Here is a 14,725-nt window from a genome sequence, read left to right on the forward strand (position 1 = left end):
CCACAACCCCGGCGCAGTGGTCGAGAGGTGTAGAATCGTCTGCACCAGCTCACCGCCGCTTGCGCCCCGCTTCCCCCTGGGGTGAAAAGGAGGAGTCGGTGTGAACCGCTCTGAACAGGAATCGATGCAGATGGAGTCATTGCCGCGCGACGCGCAGGGGCTCCTCTTCGACGACGACATCCCGGCTCTCGATGATGAGGCCGGATACCGCGGACCGACTGTCTGCAGCGTCGTCGGCATCACGTACCGCCAGCTCGACTACTGGGCTCGCACCTCGCTCATCGTCCCGTCGATCAGGGCCGCCACCGGTTCCGGGTCGCAGCGCCTCTACAGCTTCCGGGACGTACTGGTCGTCAAGATCGTCAAGAGGCTCCTGGACGCCGGGGTCTCCCTCCAGCAGATCCGCGTCGCAGTCAGCCACCTGCAGGGGCAGGGCGTCGACGACCTCTCCCAGATCACACTCATGAGCGACGGTTCGTCCGTGTTCGCCTGCACGTCGGCCAATGAGGTCATCGACCTCGTGCAGGGCGGCCAGGGCGTCTTCGGCATCGCGGTGGGCCACGTCTGGCGCGAAGTCCAGGGCACGCTCTCGGAGCTTCCGAGCGAGCGGCCCGAAGACGAGATCGTCGAGGTGGACGAACTCGCCGCGCGCAGGGCACAGAAGTCAGCGGGCTGATGAACGCCCGTCCTCTCGGCTGAGTTCGAGGCGACGCGGAGAAGAGCAGAACTGAGGGCGCCTGGCCGGGAAGCGGCGGGCGCCCTCAGTCGTGTGCGGACGCAGGCTCGAGTGTCGTACGGATCGGATCGGTCGTGCCCGCAGTCGTGCCTCAGACGAGTCGGGCCCTCACTCTCCGTCCTGCGACGGTGGATGAGGGCCCGGTGAAGCTGACCTGAGTATCAGGGGCGGTTGCGCGGTCGGCGCAGCGTCCCCTCGGCATCCTCCGTGATGGGGGTGTCCGCGCTGGCGGCGGAGTCGCCGGTGAATGGAGTCGTGCTGTCCTGGTCCCCGGCTCCAGGCACGGAGGAGTCCGTGAGGTTCTGCTCAGGCGCTTCCGTGGTGGGCTTCGGTGGGGTCTGCACATCACCGGCCTGCGCGTCGCCGGCGTGCGCACCGGCTGCCGGTGCATCCGCGGCCTGCACATCGCGGGGATTCCCGCGCGACCGCATGGTCGATGTGCGCAGCCCCCGGTCCAGGAGCGCATCGAAGGAGCCGGCGAGTTCACTGGCTGCCTGTCCCGGCCACGAGTGGATCGGCCGTGCGGATCCCTGGGCCTGCTGGAGCACTGTTCTCTCCGACAGCGGGGGAGTGAGCAGGAGGGGGCCGAACATCTCCCGCATCTCATCGACGCGGAAGGAATGCTCGCGGGACTTCGTCCGCACGCGGTTCGCGATGATGCCGAGTGGCTGCAGGTCCGGCGCACCCCGGCGGCGCAGCTCTGCGACTGCGCGGAGTGCGCGATCAGCGGCTGCGACAGAGAAGAGCCCCGGCTCGGTGACGACGGCGACGCGCTGGCTCGCCATCCACGCCGCGCGTGTGAGGCCGTTCATCGAGGGCGGGCAGTCGATGATGACGAGTCGGTAGTCGTCGCTCACGGTCGCAAGAGCGTCCTTGAGTCGGCGGAGGAACCGCTCTGACATCGTGGGGCGGTCGAACTCCGCCGACCGGGGACTGCCCGGGATCACATCGAGTGCGCCCTTGGCTCCGCCCGACCATCCCGAGGGCACGATCGCCTGCGACATGATCTTCGCTTTCGGAGCGGCGAGGACGTCCGCGATGTCGAGCGGTGTGGTCACCGGAACATCGAGGCCCGTGGACGCGTCCGCCTGCGGGTCCATGTCCACGACGAGCGTGGGCAGGCCGCGGTTGTGGGCGGCGGAGGCCAGGCCGAGGGCGACCGAAGTCTTCCCGACGCCGCCTTTGAGGCTTGAGACACTGATGACGAGCACGTGATCTACCGTAACCGATCGCGGTGGCATTTCCTGTGGGCAACCCGCCCGACCTGGCGTGTCATTCATCTGATCCTTCGTGCGGGGACTCGAGGCGGACGCTCGCGCCGGTGGGGCTCGGTTCGACCATGATCCGGGTGGTGATCGCCTGCTGGAGTTCCGCGACGTGGGAGATGATGCCGATCGTCCGGCCACCCGTGCGCAGACGGTCCAGTACTGCCAGGACGTCGCTCAGCGCGTCCGGGTCGAGTGTGCCGAACCCCTCATCGAGGAACAGGGCATCGAGGTCGATGCCGCCCGCCGCTCCGCGGACCGTGTCAGCCATCCCCAGCGCGAGTGCCAAGGAGGCCATGAAGCCCTCACCGCCTGACAGCGTGCGCGGGTCGCGCGACTCCTCCGTGAAGGTGTCGATGATCTTGAGGCCGAGCCCCGAGCGGCGCTCTCCCCGACGCCGCTCCAGGTCGTGGGCGAGGCGATATCGTCCTGCGGTCATGTCGACGAGTCTGTCGGAGGCGTGTGCGGCGACGTCCTCGAACAGCGAGGCGAGGGCGAAGGATGACAGCGACATGCGGCTCGCGGCGTCAGAGCTGGTGCCCAGGACGAGCTCTGCGAGGTCGATATCCCGCAGCAGCTCTGCGACCTGCGCTTCATTCTGCGCGCGGTCGGAAGCCGCCTGCTGGTGGGCCTCGTGGGCCCGCGCCGCTGCTGCCCGTACGACGGCACTGCGCTGCGACGCCGCATCGGAGCGCGCCTGCGCGTCTTCGGCACGTGCCGCGGTGCGTGCCGAGGACTCGGCGAGCTCCGCATCCTGAGCCGGATCGGCGAGTGCACGACGTATGAGATCAGACTCCCTGCGCAGGGCGAGTCGCGAGGCATGGGCCCGCTGCTCTTCGACCTGCGCCTCCAGCCGGTCCAGGGGGAGAGCGGCAGCTGTTTCGAGTGCTCCGACGTCTGCGAACGGGGAGTCCCGGAGCGCAGCCGAGAGCTCTTCACCGCGCACGCGAGCGTCGCGGCGAGCGGCGTCGGCCTCCTGCCGGGCTGTCGCCCATGCAGTGCGTGCGCGGGCGAAGCCCTCCAGCTCCTTCCGCGTGCGGGCTGCGGCGCGGAGATCAGCAGGCGCATCGATGCCGAAGCGCTGCCACGATGCGGGCACCGCTGTCGTGTCTGCGACGGCGACCTCCTCCAGCCTGCTGCGCGCTTCCGCATGGGCTGTCGCGGCGCGGCTGCTGGTCGCCTCTGCCGTGGTCAGCAGGCCCTGCGCCTCTTCGAGGCGGGGTCGCAGGGCGCGCAGCTCTGCGGTGGCCGAGTCGAGTCGGGTCTTCAGCCGTGTGCGTTCGGCAGCCGCCTCTTCCGCCGCCGCCAGGCGCGATGCCAGAGCGTCCTCGTCGATCCCCTCCGCCTCTGCGCGTGTCCGCTCGAGCGTCGATTCCGCTGCCGCGAGCGAGGCCCGGGCAGCAGCGCGGGCGGATCGTGCCGCCGCGTCCGCGGCTTCCTCGCGCGCTTCGTCGTCAGAGGTGGGCCCGCCGTCGGTCGGCACAGCGGGGTCAGGGTGGTCGCAGGACCCGCAGACGGGGCACGGCTGATCGGTCTGGAGGAGCTCCGCGAGGGTCCCGGCACTGTCCCTGCGCATCGCACGACGGGTCGCTGCGAGGACATGAGCGGTCTCCTCCGCCCGATGCATCGTGTTGACGTCCTGTTCGTGCGCCGCATCGCGCTGAGCGAGGGCGGTGCGCACGGCGGCTGCGAGGCGCTCCTGCTCGCGGAGCCGATCCCGTGACGATGCCGCCGCCTCGAGCGAGTCATAGGTGCCGCGGAGGTCATCTGACCGGGACCGCAGTCCCTCCTCCTCCGTCCGCAGCGCCGCGAGTCTGTTCTTCGCACCTTCCAGCTCCTTCTGCGCGGTCACCGCGGCTGAACCGGCGGAGGCACTCCGCTCCTCGAGCTGCACATGACGGCGCAGCCGGTCATCTGCGCTGTCGAGGTGAGCCTGCGCTGCAGCGACATCGGAGTCAGTCAGGTCCTCCAGGCGGACACGGGCGTGCGCCGGCAGCGCAGCGACCGCGGAGCGCTGAGCACGCTGCGCTCCGGCCTCGAGCCGCTCGGCTTCAGAGCCTGCGCGTCGCAGTGCGGTCAGGCGAGCCCCGAGTGCCTGTGCTGCACGTGCGCGCTCCAGCTCTCTGCGCCGGGATTCGCGTCCTTCGGCCTCGTCGTTCCACGCGGCTTCGTCCTGGCGCAGGGCGGAGAGCGCCTCGCGATCCTCAGCACGCCGCCTCCACGACTGGGCCGTGTCCGTCGCACTCTCCGCCTGTCCGAGCGCGAGCCGGGCGGTGACGTCCGCGACCGCCGCGCGTTCGTCGGCGACGACTGCTGCGGCGCCGAGGAACGCGAGAGTGTCGAGAACGCCGGGTGCCGCATCGGGGAGGGGCAGAGCCTCCCACGAGGCCTCTGCCGCCGTCTCCACCGCGAACCGACGCCGCTGCGAATCCTGCTCCGTGCGACGCCGTGCCTCCGTCGCCCGATCGGCGAGCACGCGTTCCACCGCCTGGAAGTGCTCCGTGGCGAAGAGCTTCTCCAGGATCGATTCGCGTTCGGACGGATCGGCGTGGAGGAAGGCCGCGAAATCACCCTGGGGCAGGACCACCAGCTTGGTGAACTGAGCCGCGTTCAGGCCGAGGATGCCGTCGAGGAACGACTGCGTCTCCTGCGCTGTGCGGGAGATGCCGGCCCATTCGCCGTCGACCCGTTCCGCCAACGCGACGGTGTGCTGCTGCGTCGTCATCCCCGAACCGCGCTTGCGGGGGCGCAGGTGCTGGGGGACCCGCTCGATGCGGAAGCGCCGGGTCCCCGCGCTGAAGACGAGTTCGACCCGCGTCGGATCGTGGGGCGCGGCGAGGTGGGAACGCAGGTCCGATGCGGAACCGCGCGGGCCGGGGACCGTGTTGAACAGCGCGAAGCAGAGCGCGTCGAGGATGCTCGTCTTGCCGGCACCCGTGGGGCCGGATATGAGGAACAGCCCGTCGTGGGACACCGCGTCGAAGTCGACGGTCTGCCTGTCGCGGAAGGGGCCGAAGCCCTCGATGACCAGCCGGTGGGGACGCATGTGTCACACCGACCCTTCTGCAGGACCGGCGGCAGCGTGGACCCGTGCCAGTGCATCGCCGAACCGGCGGCGAATGTTCGGCGGGGGCGGGCCACCGCGCTGCGCACGGTGGAAGTCCGCGAAGACCTCTTCGTCCGTGCGGACGGCCGTCGTGGAGGCGGACCCCGTCGCCGAGGTGCCGGTCGGCTCGTCGAGCCCGGTCCACGACATCCTGATGAAGCCTGGGAAGGCGGCTCGCAGCCGGTCGACCGCACCGGGGACGCGCTGTGCGTCGGTGAGCTCTGCTGCGATGAGCGCCTCCTCATGGTCAGAGGACTGCGACACGACATCGTCGAGGGTGCCGCGCAGCGTGCGCACGGGTCGGAATTCGGGGACCGGGTGCGATGTCACCCTCGGCACTCCGCTCGCGTCCCGCTCGCTGAACTCGACTTCGACGACCTCCTTCGAGAAGCGGGCCTCGCCGAACGAGAACGGCACGGGAGACCCGCTGTACCGGACGCGGTCCGAGATCGCCTGGGGTCGATGGAGGTGACCGAGCGCCGCATAGTCCGCATCCTCGAATACGGACGCAGGAGTGACGCCGACCCCGCCCAGTGACACATCGCGCTCGGATTCGCTCGACGTCGATCCCGCGACGAACGCGTGGGCCAGGACGACGAGCCGATCCTCGGGGGAATGTGAGTCCCTGCGAGCCCTGATGCGCTCCATCGCCGTGCTCAGGACTGACGCGTGCGTGCGACGAACGGCGCCCATGCGCTCCCAGACGAGCGACGGTTCGAGGTAGGGGACCCCGTGGAGGGAGACCCCCGGGGTCGGATCTGCATCCGGGAGCAGCGCTCCGTCGAAGCCGATCCGCACGGGCCGCCGGATGTCCGACAGGTGGGTGCGGAGATGCACCCCGGCGCGCTCGAGGTGGTGCCGGTTGAGACCCAGCCGGACGAACGAGTCGTGGTTGCCGCTCGACGCGACCACCCGCACGCCCCGGTCCAGGAGGCCTGCGACGCCGTGCTCCCAGAGTCCCAGCGCATCCGGATGGGGGATCGCACGGTCGTAGACATCCCCGGCGATGGCGATGACGTCGATGGCGCGCTCTTCGACGAGCGCGTGCAGCCAGTCGAGGAACGCGCGGTGCTCGTCCGTGAGGTCGACGCCGTGCAGCCGTCTGCCCAGGTGCCAGTCGGAAGTGTGGAGGATCCGCATGCGCTTCACAGTAGCCAAGGGCACGGACACGGGGGTGCCCCGGCACGCGCACCCCCTGACCGCTGTGTCCCCGACCACTTGTACAGTGGGGCTGTTCCGCAGGACGCGTCGTGAACCGGCGCCGGAAGAAACGAGTTCGAATGTTCCGAAAGGTGCTTGTCGCCAACCGTGGCGAGATCGCCGTCCGTGCTTTCCGCGCTGCTTACGAGCTCGGCGCGGAGACCGTGGCCGTGTTCCCCTATGAGGACCGCAACTCCGAGCATCGGCTGAAGGCCGATGAGGCGTACCAGATCGGAGAGGAGGGGCACCCGGTCCGCGCGTACCTCGATGTCTCCGAGATCATGCGCGTGGCGACCGAATCGGGAGCCGACGCCGTGTACCCCGGCTACGGCTTCCTCTCCGAGAACCCTGAACTGGCCCGTGCATGCGAGGAAGCGGGGATCACTTTCGTCGGTCCTCGCGCCGACGTGCTCGAGATGGCCGGCAACAAGGTCCACGCCCTGGAGGCGGCGCGTCGAGCAGGAGTTCCGACGCTCGATTCGACGTCGCCGTCGGCAGACATCGACGAACTGCTCGAGCAGGCCGCGGACATGGAGTACCCCCTCTTCGTGAAGGCGGTCGCCGGCGGCGGCGGACGCGGCATGCGCCGCGTCGACAGCAGCGACGGGCTGCTCGAGTCGCTCAAAGCGGCGATGCGCGAAGCGGAAGGCGCCTTCGGCGACCCCACCGTCTTCATCGAGCAGGCCGTGCAGCGGCCGCGCCACATCGAAGTCCAGGTGCTGGCCGACAACGACTCGAACGCGGTCCACCTCTTCGAGCGCGACTGCTCCATCCAGCGTCGCCATCAGAAGGTCGTCGAGATCGCGCCCGCGCCCAACCTCGACCCGGAGGTCGCGGACGCGCTGCGGAGCGATGCGCTCCAGTTCGCACGTGAGATCGACTATCAGAACGCGGGCACCGTCGAGTTCCTCCTCGAGACGGCGGGACCTCGCGCGGGCAAGCATGCGTTCATCGAGATGAACCCCCGCATCCAGGTCGAGCACACGGTGACGGAGGAGATCACAGACATCGATCTCGTCCAGTCCCAGATGCTCGTCGCCGCAGGCGGCACTCTGGATGACCTGGGCCTCTCCCAGGACATGATCCGGATCAAGGGTGCGGCGCTGCAGTGCCGCATCACGACGGAGGATCCCACCAACTCCTTCCGCCCCGACACCGGCGTGATCACAGCCTATCGATCCGCCGGTGGGGCGGGTGTGCGCCTGGACGGCGGCACCGCGTACGCGGGTGCCGAGGTCTCCGCGCACTTCGACTCCATGCTCGTGAAGTGCACCACGCGCGGACGCAGCTTCGAGCAGGCGGTCGACCGTGCACGCCGTGCGCTCGCGGAGTTCCGGATCCGCGGCGTCGCATCGAACATCGGCTTCCTGCGCGCAGTGCTCGCAGAGGAGAAGTTCCGCGACGGCGACCTCGCGACGTCGTTCATCGACGACCATCCTCACCTGCTCGACGCGCGCGTGGGAGCGGACCGGGGATCGAAGATCCTGGAGTTCCTCGCCGATGTGACGGTCAACCGTCCGAACGGCGACGCTCCGGTCACACTCGACCCGGTGGACAAGCTGCCGGCCCTGCCCGATTCGCTCAGCGGAGCAGCCGCTCCCGCCGGATCCCGCCAGAAGCTCCAGGAGCTGGGACCGGACGGCTGGGCCAGGGCACTGCGCGAGCAGACGGCGCTGGCGGTCACGGACACGACGTTCCGCGACGCCCACCAGTCGCTGCTCGCCACGCGCGTGCGGACGAAGGACCTCGTCACTCCGGCGGAGTACGTCTCGAAGATGACGTCGGACCTCCTGAGCATCGAGGCCTGGGGCGGTGCGACGTACGACGTCGCACTGCGCTTCCTCGCGGAGGATCCGTGGGAGAGGCTCGCGAAGCTGCGGGAGGCCGTGCCGAACATCAACCTCCAGATGCTCCTGCGCGGACGCAACACCGTCGGCTACACGCCGTACCCCACGGAGGTCACCGACGCCTTCGTCGCAGAGGCTGCAGACGTGGGTGTGGACGTCTTCCGCATCTTCGACGCGCTCAACGACGTGTCGCAGATGCGGCCTGCCATCGACGCAGTGCGGGCCACCGGGACGACCGTCGCCGAAGTCGCGCTCTGCTACACGTCGGACCTCTCCAACCCTGACGAGTCGCTCTATACGCTCGACTACTACATGCGTCTCGCGGAGCAGATCGTCGAGGCCGGAGCGCATGTGCTGGCAGTGAAGGACATGGCCGGACTGCTGCGTCCCGCGGCAGCCACCACGCTCGTCACCGCACTGCGCGAGAACTTCGACCTCCCGGTCCACGTCCACACCCACGACACGGCAGGCGGACAGCTCGCGACCCTTCTCGCCGCCTCCGCCGCAGGCGCAGACGCCGTCGACGCCGCCAGCGCGTCGATGGCCGGTACGACGAGCCAGCCGTCCCTGTCGGCACTCGTGGCGGCACTGGAGAACACTGAGCGTGACACGGGTCTCAGCCTGAGTGCTGTCGGAGACCTGGAGCCGTATTGGGAAGCAGTGCGCAATGTCTACAAGCCGTTCGAATCCGGCCTCCCGGGTCCCACGGGACGCGTGTACCGCCATGAGATCCCGGGCGGGCAGCTCTCCAATCTCCGTCAGCAGGCCGTCGCGCTGGGTCTGGGGGAGAAGTTCGAGGAGATCGAGGCGATGTACGAGGCGGCGGACCGGATCCTCGGCCACCTGGTGAAGGTCACGCCGTCCTCGAAGGTCGTGGGCGACCTCGCCCTCCACCTCGTGGCGGTCGGCGCGGATCCGGACGAGTTCGAGCAGAACCCGCAGAAGTTCGACGTGCCGGATTCCGTCATCGGCTTCCTCAACGGCGATCTGGGCGATCCTCCGGGCGGATGGCCGGAGCCGTTCCGCAGCAAGGCGCTCGAGGGACGCACCCACAGGGTCCCCGTCTCGCACCTCGACGCCGAGGACTCCGCGCTCCTGAACGAGCCGGGCCGCACGCGTCAGGACACTCTCAACAGGCTCCTGTTCCCACAGCCCCACAAGGAATTCGACCGGATGCGCGATCAGTACGGCGATCTGTCCGTCCTGGAGACGTCGCTGTACCTCTACGGACTCGAGGAGGGATCGGAGTACAGCGTCGTCATCGGCAAGGGCAAGGCGCTCCTGGTCGGCATCCAGGCGGTCGGTCCCGCGGACGAACGCGGCATGCGGACGATCATGTGCACCCTGAATGGTCAGCTGCGCCCGATCTCGGTGCGCGACCGCAGCGTCGATGTGAATGTCGCTGCCGCGGAGAAGGCCGATCCGGACAAGCAGGGACACGTCGCCAGCCCGTTCGCCGGAGTCGTGACCCTCCAGGTCGAGGCGGGCGACCAGGTGAAGGCGGGACAGACGGTCGCAACGATCGAGGCCATGAAGATGGAGGCATCGATCACCTCGCACGTGGACGGCACCGTGTCGCGGCTGGCCATCGGTCCGGTCCAGCAGCTCGAGGGCGGCGACCTCGTCGTCGTGATCGATGACTGACCGTCCCATACGGCACTTCGGAGATCCGGTTCTGCGCACGGTATGCACACCGGTCTCCGCGTTCGACGATTCGCTGCGTGCGCTCGTCCGGGATCTCGCAGACACTGCGGCACCGGACGGCCGCGCGGCGGTCGCCGCCCCGCAGATCGGGGTGGACAGGCGGATCTTCGCCTTCCACCTCGACGGCAGGGTGGGACATATCGTGAATCCGGTGGTGGTGGAGACCGGAGGGCGGCTTCGTGACATCGATGAAGGCTGCCTGTCGGTGCCGGGGCTATGGTTCCCCACTCCGCGGTGGGAGTTCGCCGCCGTCGAAGGTCTCGACGTGGACGGCGAGCAGGTTCGCGTCGAGGGCGAAGGGGTGTTCGCTCAGATGCTGCAGCATGAGACCGACCATCTCGACGGGACCGTCTACATCGAGACGCTCCCCAAGGAGCGGAAGCGGGAAGCACTGGCGGCGGTCCGTCGGGCGGACTGGTTCTGACGCTCTGACATCGAGGACACCCGCAGAGGGAACTCACTGACGAAGCACAGGGTCCGGACGGCACAGACGGACCGGCAGACGTGAAGAAATGAGGAGATATGGCTATTGAACGCGCCGGAGTCGTGGGCTCCGGACTGATGGGATCCGGCATCGCAGAAGTGCTCGCACGTGCGGGGCTCGACGTCGTCGTCCGTGACATCAGCGCGGAGGCCATCGCCTCCGGCCGCGCCAGCATCGAGAAGAGCCTCGAGAAGGGCGTGCAGCGCGGCAAGCTGTCGTCAGACGATCGCGACGCTGCTCTGGCTCGCCTGCACTTCACCGTCGACATGGCAGACTTCGCAGACCGCCAGCTGGTCATCGAGGCGGCCAGCGAGAACGAGGACGTCAAGAAGGCGATCTTCGCAGAGCTCGACACGGTGGTGACGGCGAAGGACGCGATCCTCGCGTCGAACACCTCGTCGATGCCGATCATCCGCTTCGCGCAGGCCACCGGCCGGCCCGATCGCGTGCTGGGGATCCACTTCTTCAACCCGGCACCCGTGCAGCCGCTGGTCGAGCTCGTGGTCTCCGAACTCACGGACCCGGGTGTCGTCGACGCGATGGACGCCTTCGCGACAGACGTGCTGGGCAAGGTGACGATCCGCGCATCGGATCGCCCCGGCTTCGTCGTCAACGCACTGCTGATCCCCTTCCTGTTCTCCGCGATCCGCATGGTCGAGGCGGGCCATGCGACGAAGGAGGACGTCGACCTCGGCATGGTGAACGGGTGCGCCCATCCGATGGGTCCGATCGCCCTGGCAGACAGGGTGGGACTGGACACCTGCCTGTTCGTCGGGAAGAGCATCCACGAGGAGACCGGAGACCCCGCGGCCAAGCCGCCCGTGCTGCTGTCTCGCATGGTCGACGCAGGGCTGCTCGGTGTGAAGACCGGACGCGGCTTCTACGACTACAGCGCGACGTGACGAGTACTCCGACGCGCTGAAGACCCGCTTCTGCAGGGCATGAGGAAGGGTCCGGACCATCGGTCCGGACCCTTCCTCATGCCCGTCCGTGCTGCGCGGATGCTGCTGGGCTCAGCCGCGCGGTGACGCGACCGCCTCGTAGGCGGCGACCCGCACGCAGGCGGCGACGACCTCGGCGGCGACCTCGACCTCCTCGAGAGGCGGCATGGTCGGCGCGATCCGGATGATCGCATCATCCGGATCCACTCCGTGGGGATGCGTGGCGCCTGCGGGAGTCAGCTTGACCCCGGCCTCGGCGGCCAGCTTCACCACGTGCGAGGCGGTGCCCGGCGGCACTGCGAGCGTGATGAAGTAGCCGCCGGACGGGTTCGTCCACGCGGCGAGGTCCTCGGGTCCCAATTCGCGGGAGAAGACCTCGTCGACTGCGGCGAACTTGGGGTTGAGCAGTTCCGCGTGCTTCCGCATGTGCGCGCGGACGCCTTCCGGGGAACCGAAGAAGCGGGCGTGGCGGAGGTGGTTGACCTTGTCCGGACCGATCGCACCGGCTGCCGTGTGGCGCGCGAACCAGTCGACGAGGGTGGGGGATGCCCCGAAGAACGCGACGCCGGCGCCGGCGTGCGTGATCTTCGACGTCGAGGCGAAGACGAGTGGGCGATCCGCGTTGCCGGCCTCCGCCGCGATCCCCAGGACATCGATCGGTTCAGGGTGCGGCTCCCGCAGATGGTGGAGCGCGTACGCGTTGTCCCAGAGCACGGTGAAATCGCCGGCCGCGGCCGGGAGAGCCATCAGCTCACGGGTGCGGCGCTCCGAGATGGAGACACCGATCGGATTCGAATGGACCGGCACGATCCAGATGCCCTTGATCGAGGGATCTCCCGCGACGAGCGACGCGACCTGGTCCACGTCGGGACCCTCTGCATCCGTGGCCACCGGCACCAGCTCGAAGCCCAGTGACTCGGCGAGACCGAAGTGCCGGTCATACCCCGGCACCGGGCACAGCATCCGCACGGGCGTGCCTGCCCACGGGGCGGCCGAATCCGGACGGCCGTGGAGCATCGCGAAGGCGAGCGCATCGCGCATGAGGGTCAGCGACGAGTTGCCCTGGGCGAGCAGCTGCTCGGTCGGCACTCCGAGGAGCGGTGAGAAGATCTCGCGCAGCTCCGGAAGCCCGTGCAGGCCGCCGTAGTTGCGCGTGTCCGTCCCGTCCGCCGACGCGGCGTCGGCGCCCGTGACAGCGGTGAGGAGTTCGTCGGCGAGGTCCAGCTGAGCTGCGGACGGCTTGCCCCGCGTGATGTCCAGGCTGAGTCCGCGCGCGGCGAACCGCTCGTAGTCCGCGGTGGCGGTCTCGAGGCGCGACGCGATCTCTTGTGGGGTGAGCGAACTGAGCGACATGCGCGGGTCCCTTTCATATGGGGGAGTGCGGGTGGGCCGGGACACCCCAATCCTAGTCGCCGGTGTCCTGCGCCGGGGTGAGGCCTCCCTCCGCACGGAGAGGCGCCGGCGTCCCGGCCTCTCCGATTGTGTAGTCTCGCGCACATGAGACGATTCGACCCCGCTTCCGTTCGTGCCCAGATCGATTCGACCCTCCGCGGGTTCGGTGCTGATGACCACACGCGCACCGTGTGCACGGACGTCATGTACGACACGGATCTCATGGGGGTCGATTCCCACGGGATCTCGATGCTTCCGTACTACGCCTCCGAGATCGCGAAGGGACACATCGACCCCACGGCGGAGCCCGCGGTCGCGCACTCGTTCGGGGCGGTCGTCCGCGTCGACGGGAAGAGGGGCTTCGGGCACACCGGCGCGCACCTCGCGATGACGAAGGCGATCGAGGCTGCGCGCTCGTTCGGCGTGGGCATCGGCGTCGTGGGACAGACGAATCACTACGGCGCAGCAGGCTACTACGCGCGTATGGCTGCGGACGCGGGGCTCATGGGGATCTCGCTGTGCTCGACTGCGAACGCACTGCAGGTGCCGCACCGGGCCAAGAGTGCCCTGATGGGCACGAACCCGATCGCGTTCGCCGCGCCCGTGCCGGGTGAGGAGCCCGTCCTGGTCGACATGTCGACGACGACGGTCCCCCTCAACAAGGTCAAGCTCTACGGGCTGCGCGGCGAGGATCTCCCGGAGGAGTGGGCGGTCGACGGTGAGGGAGCGCCCCTCCATGACGCGCAGGAGATCTATTCCCGCCTGGAGTACGGCAAGGACGGGGGAGTGGGGCTCCTGCCCCTGGGCGGCCGAGGATTCTTCACCGGCGGGCACAAGGGCTCCGCCCTTGCGACGATGGTGCAGATCCTCTCCGCAGCCCTGCCGGGTGCGGGCCAGCCGGGCAACGTCGACGGCTACCAGGACATCGGGTACTTCTTCCTCGCCATCGATCCGGCGGCCTTCGGCGCTCCAACCGATGCAGGGGACTACGTGCGCGAACTGCGCGACACCCTTCGCGGGATGGAACCGCTCGAGGCGGCCGAGCCGGTGCAGGCGACAGGGGACCGCGACTTCCTCACCCGCGCCGACCGGTTGGAGCACGGAGTCCCACTCGCGGAGGCGCTCGTCGACCAGCTGCGCGCACTGAGCACGGAGCTGGACAGCGACTTCGCACTCGTCGAGAGGGCATGAGCCGACAGCCGACCTCCCCGTCCCCGCCCGACGACGGTTCGTGGGGGAGGACGGGCCAGCGGGCTGTGCGCCCTGCGGTGGCGCAGGCGACCCGCGAGGCGGTGGGCACACGGTTCGGAGAGGCGGCCGCCGTCTACGACCGCGTGCGGCCCAGGTATCCGGACGCCGTCTACGACTGGCTCGCGGAAGAGGTCATGGCCCCCGTGCGCTGTGCGGACGTGGGCGCAGGAACGGGCATCTTCGGGGCTGGACTGCGTGATCGCGGCTGGTCGGTGGTCGGCATCGACCCGGATCAGGACCTGCTCGCCCTCCACCCGGAGCCCGCCCGCGGCGGGACCGCGGAGGCGCTCCCTCTGGACGACGAGTCCGTCGATCTGGTGACGGTCGCGCAGGCATGGCACTGGATCGACCCGATCCCCGCTGCTGCAGAGTTCCGTCGCGTCCTCACGCGGACCGGTGCGGTGGCGATCGTCCTGAACCAGCTGGATGTGCGAGTGGAGTGGGTGCTCAGGCTCGCACGCATCATGCATGCGGGTGATGTCTACCGGCCGGCGTGGAGGCCCGCACTCGCAGGATTCGCGGATCCGACCGCGGCCGAGTTCACGTTCACCACAGGTGTGAGTGCGGACGATGTGGTCGAATTGGCGGCGACGCGATCGTACTGGCTGCGCAACGGGCCGAGGGTCCGAGAGCGCGTGGAGGCGAACATCCGCTCGTTCCTCTCAGACGAGGGGCGCGGGCTCGCGGCCGAGTCCGGCAGCCTCCTCACCGCAGCGGGGGAGCCGGATATGTTCGAGCTGCCCTATCTGTGCCTCGCGTATCTGACGCAACGACGCTCATGAGGGCTGAGTGGCTCCGA

Annotated in this window: 10 protein-coding genes; 6 read left to right on the forward strand and 4 right to left on the reverse strand. The window is 69.0% G+C overall.

Annotation, left to right across the window (positions count from 1 at the left end; genetic code table 11):
- The first annotated feature begins 100 nt into the window (after window positions 1-100).
- On the forward strand, window positions 101-676 hold the full coding sequence (locus BJEO58_RS02020; RefSeq protein ID WP_101587317.1) for a MerR family transcriptional regulator: 576 nt from the start codon (window positions 101-103) through the stop codon (window positions 674-676).
- Between the two features lie 221 nt (window positions 677-897).
- Here BJEO58_RS02020 and BJEO58_RS02025 read toward each other — a convergent pair whose 3' ends face one another.
- The 3 genes from BJEO58_RS02025 to BJEO58_RS02035 all read right to left on the reverse strand — a co-directional run bounded on the left by BJEO58_RS02025 (window position 898) and on the right by BJEO58_RS02035 (window position 6,247).
- Window positions 898-1,947: a ParA family protein gene (locus BJEO58_RS02025; protein ID WP_101587318.1), complete on the reverse strand. Its 1,050-nt coding sequence runs from the start codon at window positions 1,945-1,947 to the stop codon at window positions 898-900.
- Between the two features lie 61 nt (window positions 1,948-2,008).
- Window positions 2,009-5,047, reverse strand: a complete 3,039-nt coding sequence (locus BJEO58_RS02030) for an AAA family ATPase (protein ID WP_101587320.1) — start codon at window positions 5,045-5,047, stop codon at window positions 2,009-2,011.
- A gap of 3 nt (window positions 5,048-5,050) precedes the next feature.
- Window positions 5,051-6,247, reverse strand: coding sequence for an exonuclease SbcCD subunit D (locus tag BJEO58_RS02035; protein WP_101587322.1), 1,197 nt, complete (start codon window positions 6,245-6,247; stop codon window positions 5,051-5,053).
- A 140-nt stretch (window positions 6,248-6,387) separates the two neighbouring features.
- Between BJEO58_RS02035 and BJEO58_RS02040 the strand changes: the two genes are divergently transcribed.
- The 3 genes from BJEO58_RS02040 to BJEO58_RS02050 all read left to right on the forward strand — a co-directional run bounded on the left by BJEO58_RS02040 (window position 6,388) and on the right by BJEO58_RS02050 (window position 11,244).
- Window positions 6,388-9,798 carry a pyruvate carboxylase gene (locus BJEO58_RS02040; protein WP_101587324.1) on the forward strand — a complete coding sequence of 1,137 codons (3,411 nt, stop codon included), beginning with the start codon at window positions 6,388-6,390 and terminating at the stop codon, window positions 9,796-9,798.
- A complete protein-coding gene (locus BJEO58_RS02045) occupies window positions 9,791-10,282 on the forward strand; it encodes a peptide deformylase (RefSeq protein WP_101587326.1) in 492 nt (163 codons plus the stop codon). The genes BJEO58_RS02040 and BJEO58_RS02045 overlap by 8 nt, the downstream gene beginning before the upstream one ends.
- 98 nt (window positions 10,283-10,380) lie before the next feature.
- Complete coding sequence (locus BJEO58_RS02050; protein WP_101587327.1) at window positions 10,381-11,244, forward strand: 3-hydroxybutyryl-CoA dehydrogenase; 864 nt, start codon at window positions 10,381-10,383, stop codon at window positions 11,242-11,244.
- A 111-nt stretch (window positions 11,245-11,355) separates the two neighbouring features.
- Here the strand turns inward: BJEO58_RS02050 and BJEO58_RS02055 are convergent, their stop codons facing one another.
- A complete protein-coding gene (locus tag BJEO58_RS02055) occupies window positions 11,356-12,636 on the reverse strand; it encodes an aspartate aminotransferase type Ic (protein WP_101587329.1) in 1,281 nt (426 codons plus the stop codon).
- A gap of 144 nt (window positions 12,637-12,780) precedes the next feature.
- Between BJEO58_RS02055 and BJEO58_RS02060 the strand changes: the two genes are divergently transcribed.
- Both BJEO58_RS02060 and BJEO58_RS02065 read left to right on the forward strand, forming a co-directional pair.
- On the forward strand, window positions 12,781-13,866 hold the full coding sequence (locus BJEO58_RS02060; protein ID WP_101587331.1) for an Ldh family oxidoreductase: 1,086 nt from the start codon (window positions 12,781-12,783) through the stop codon (window positions 13,864-13,866).
- On the forward strand, window positions 13,863-14,708 hold the full coding sequence (locus tag BJEO58_RS02065) for a class I SAM-dependent methyltransferase (RefSeq protein WP_101587333.1): 846 nt from the start codon (window positions 13,863-13,865) through the stop codon (window positions 14,706-14,708). The genes BJEO58_RS02060 and BJEO58_RS02065 overlap by 4 nt, the downstream gene beginning before the upstream one ends.
- The last annotated feature ends 17 nt before the right edge of the window (window positions 14,709-14,725 follow it).

It is taken from the genome of Brevibacterium jeotgali, assembly GCF_900169175.1.
Taxonomy (GTDB): Bacteria; Actinomycetota; Actinomycetes; order Actinomycetales; family Brevibacteriaceae; genus Brevibacterium; species Brevibacterium jeotgali.

Coding starts and splice junctions, on each gene's coding strand:
- BJEO58_RS02055 (WP_101587329.1), bottom strand. CDS start 12,636: ATGTCGCTCAGTTCGCTCACCCCACAAGAGATCGCGTCGCGCCTCGAG.
- BJEO58_RS02045 (WP_101587326.1), top strand. CDS start 9,791: ATGACTGACCGTCCCATACGGCACTTCGGAGATCCGGTTCTGCGCACG.
- BJEO58_RS02065 (WP_101587333.1), top strand. CDS start 13,863: ATGAGCCGACAGCCGACCTCCCCGTCCCCGCCCGACGACGGTTCGTGG.
- BJEO58_RS02030 (WP_101587320.1), bottom strand. CDS start 5,047: ATGCGTCCCCACCGGCTGGTCATCGAGGGCTTCGGCCCCTTCCGCGAC.
- BJEO58_RS02040 (WP_101587324.1), top strand. CDS start 6,388: ATGTTCCGAAAGGTGCTTGTCGCCAACCGTGGCGAGATCGCCGTCCGT.
- BJEO58_RS02050 (WP_101587327.1), top strand. CDS start 10,381: ATGGCTATTGAACGCGCCGGAGTCGTGGGCTCCGGACTGATGGGATCC.
- BJEO58_RS02060 (WP_101587331.1), top strand. CDS start 12,781: ATGAGACGATTCGACCCCGCTTCCGTTCGTGCCCAGATCGATTCGACC.
- BJEO58_RS02035 (WP_101587322.1), bottom strand. CDS start 6,247: ATGCGGATCCTCCACACTTCCGACTGGCACCTGGGCAGACGGCTGCAC.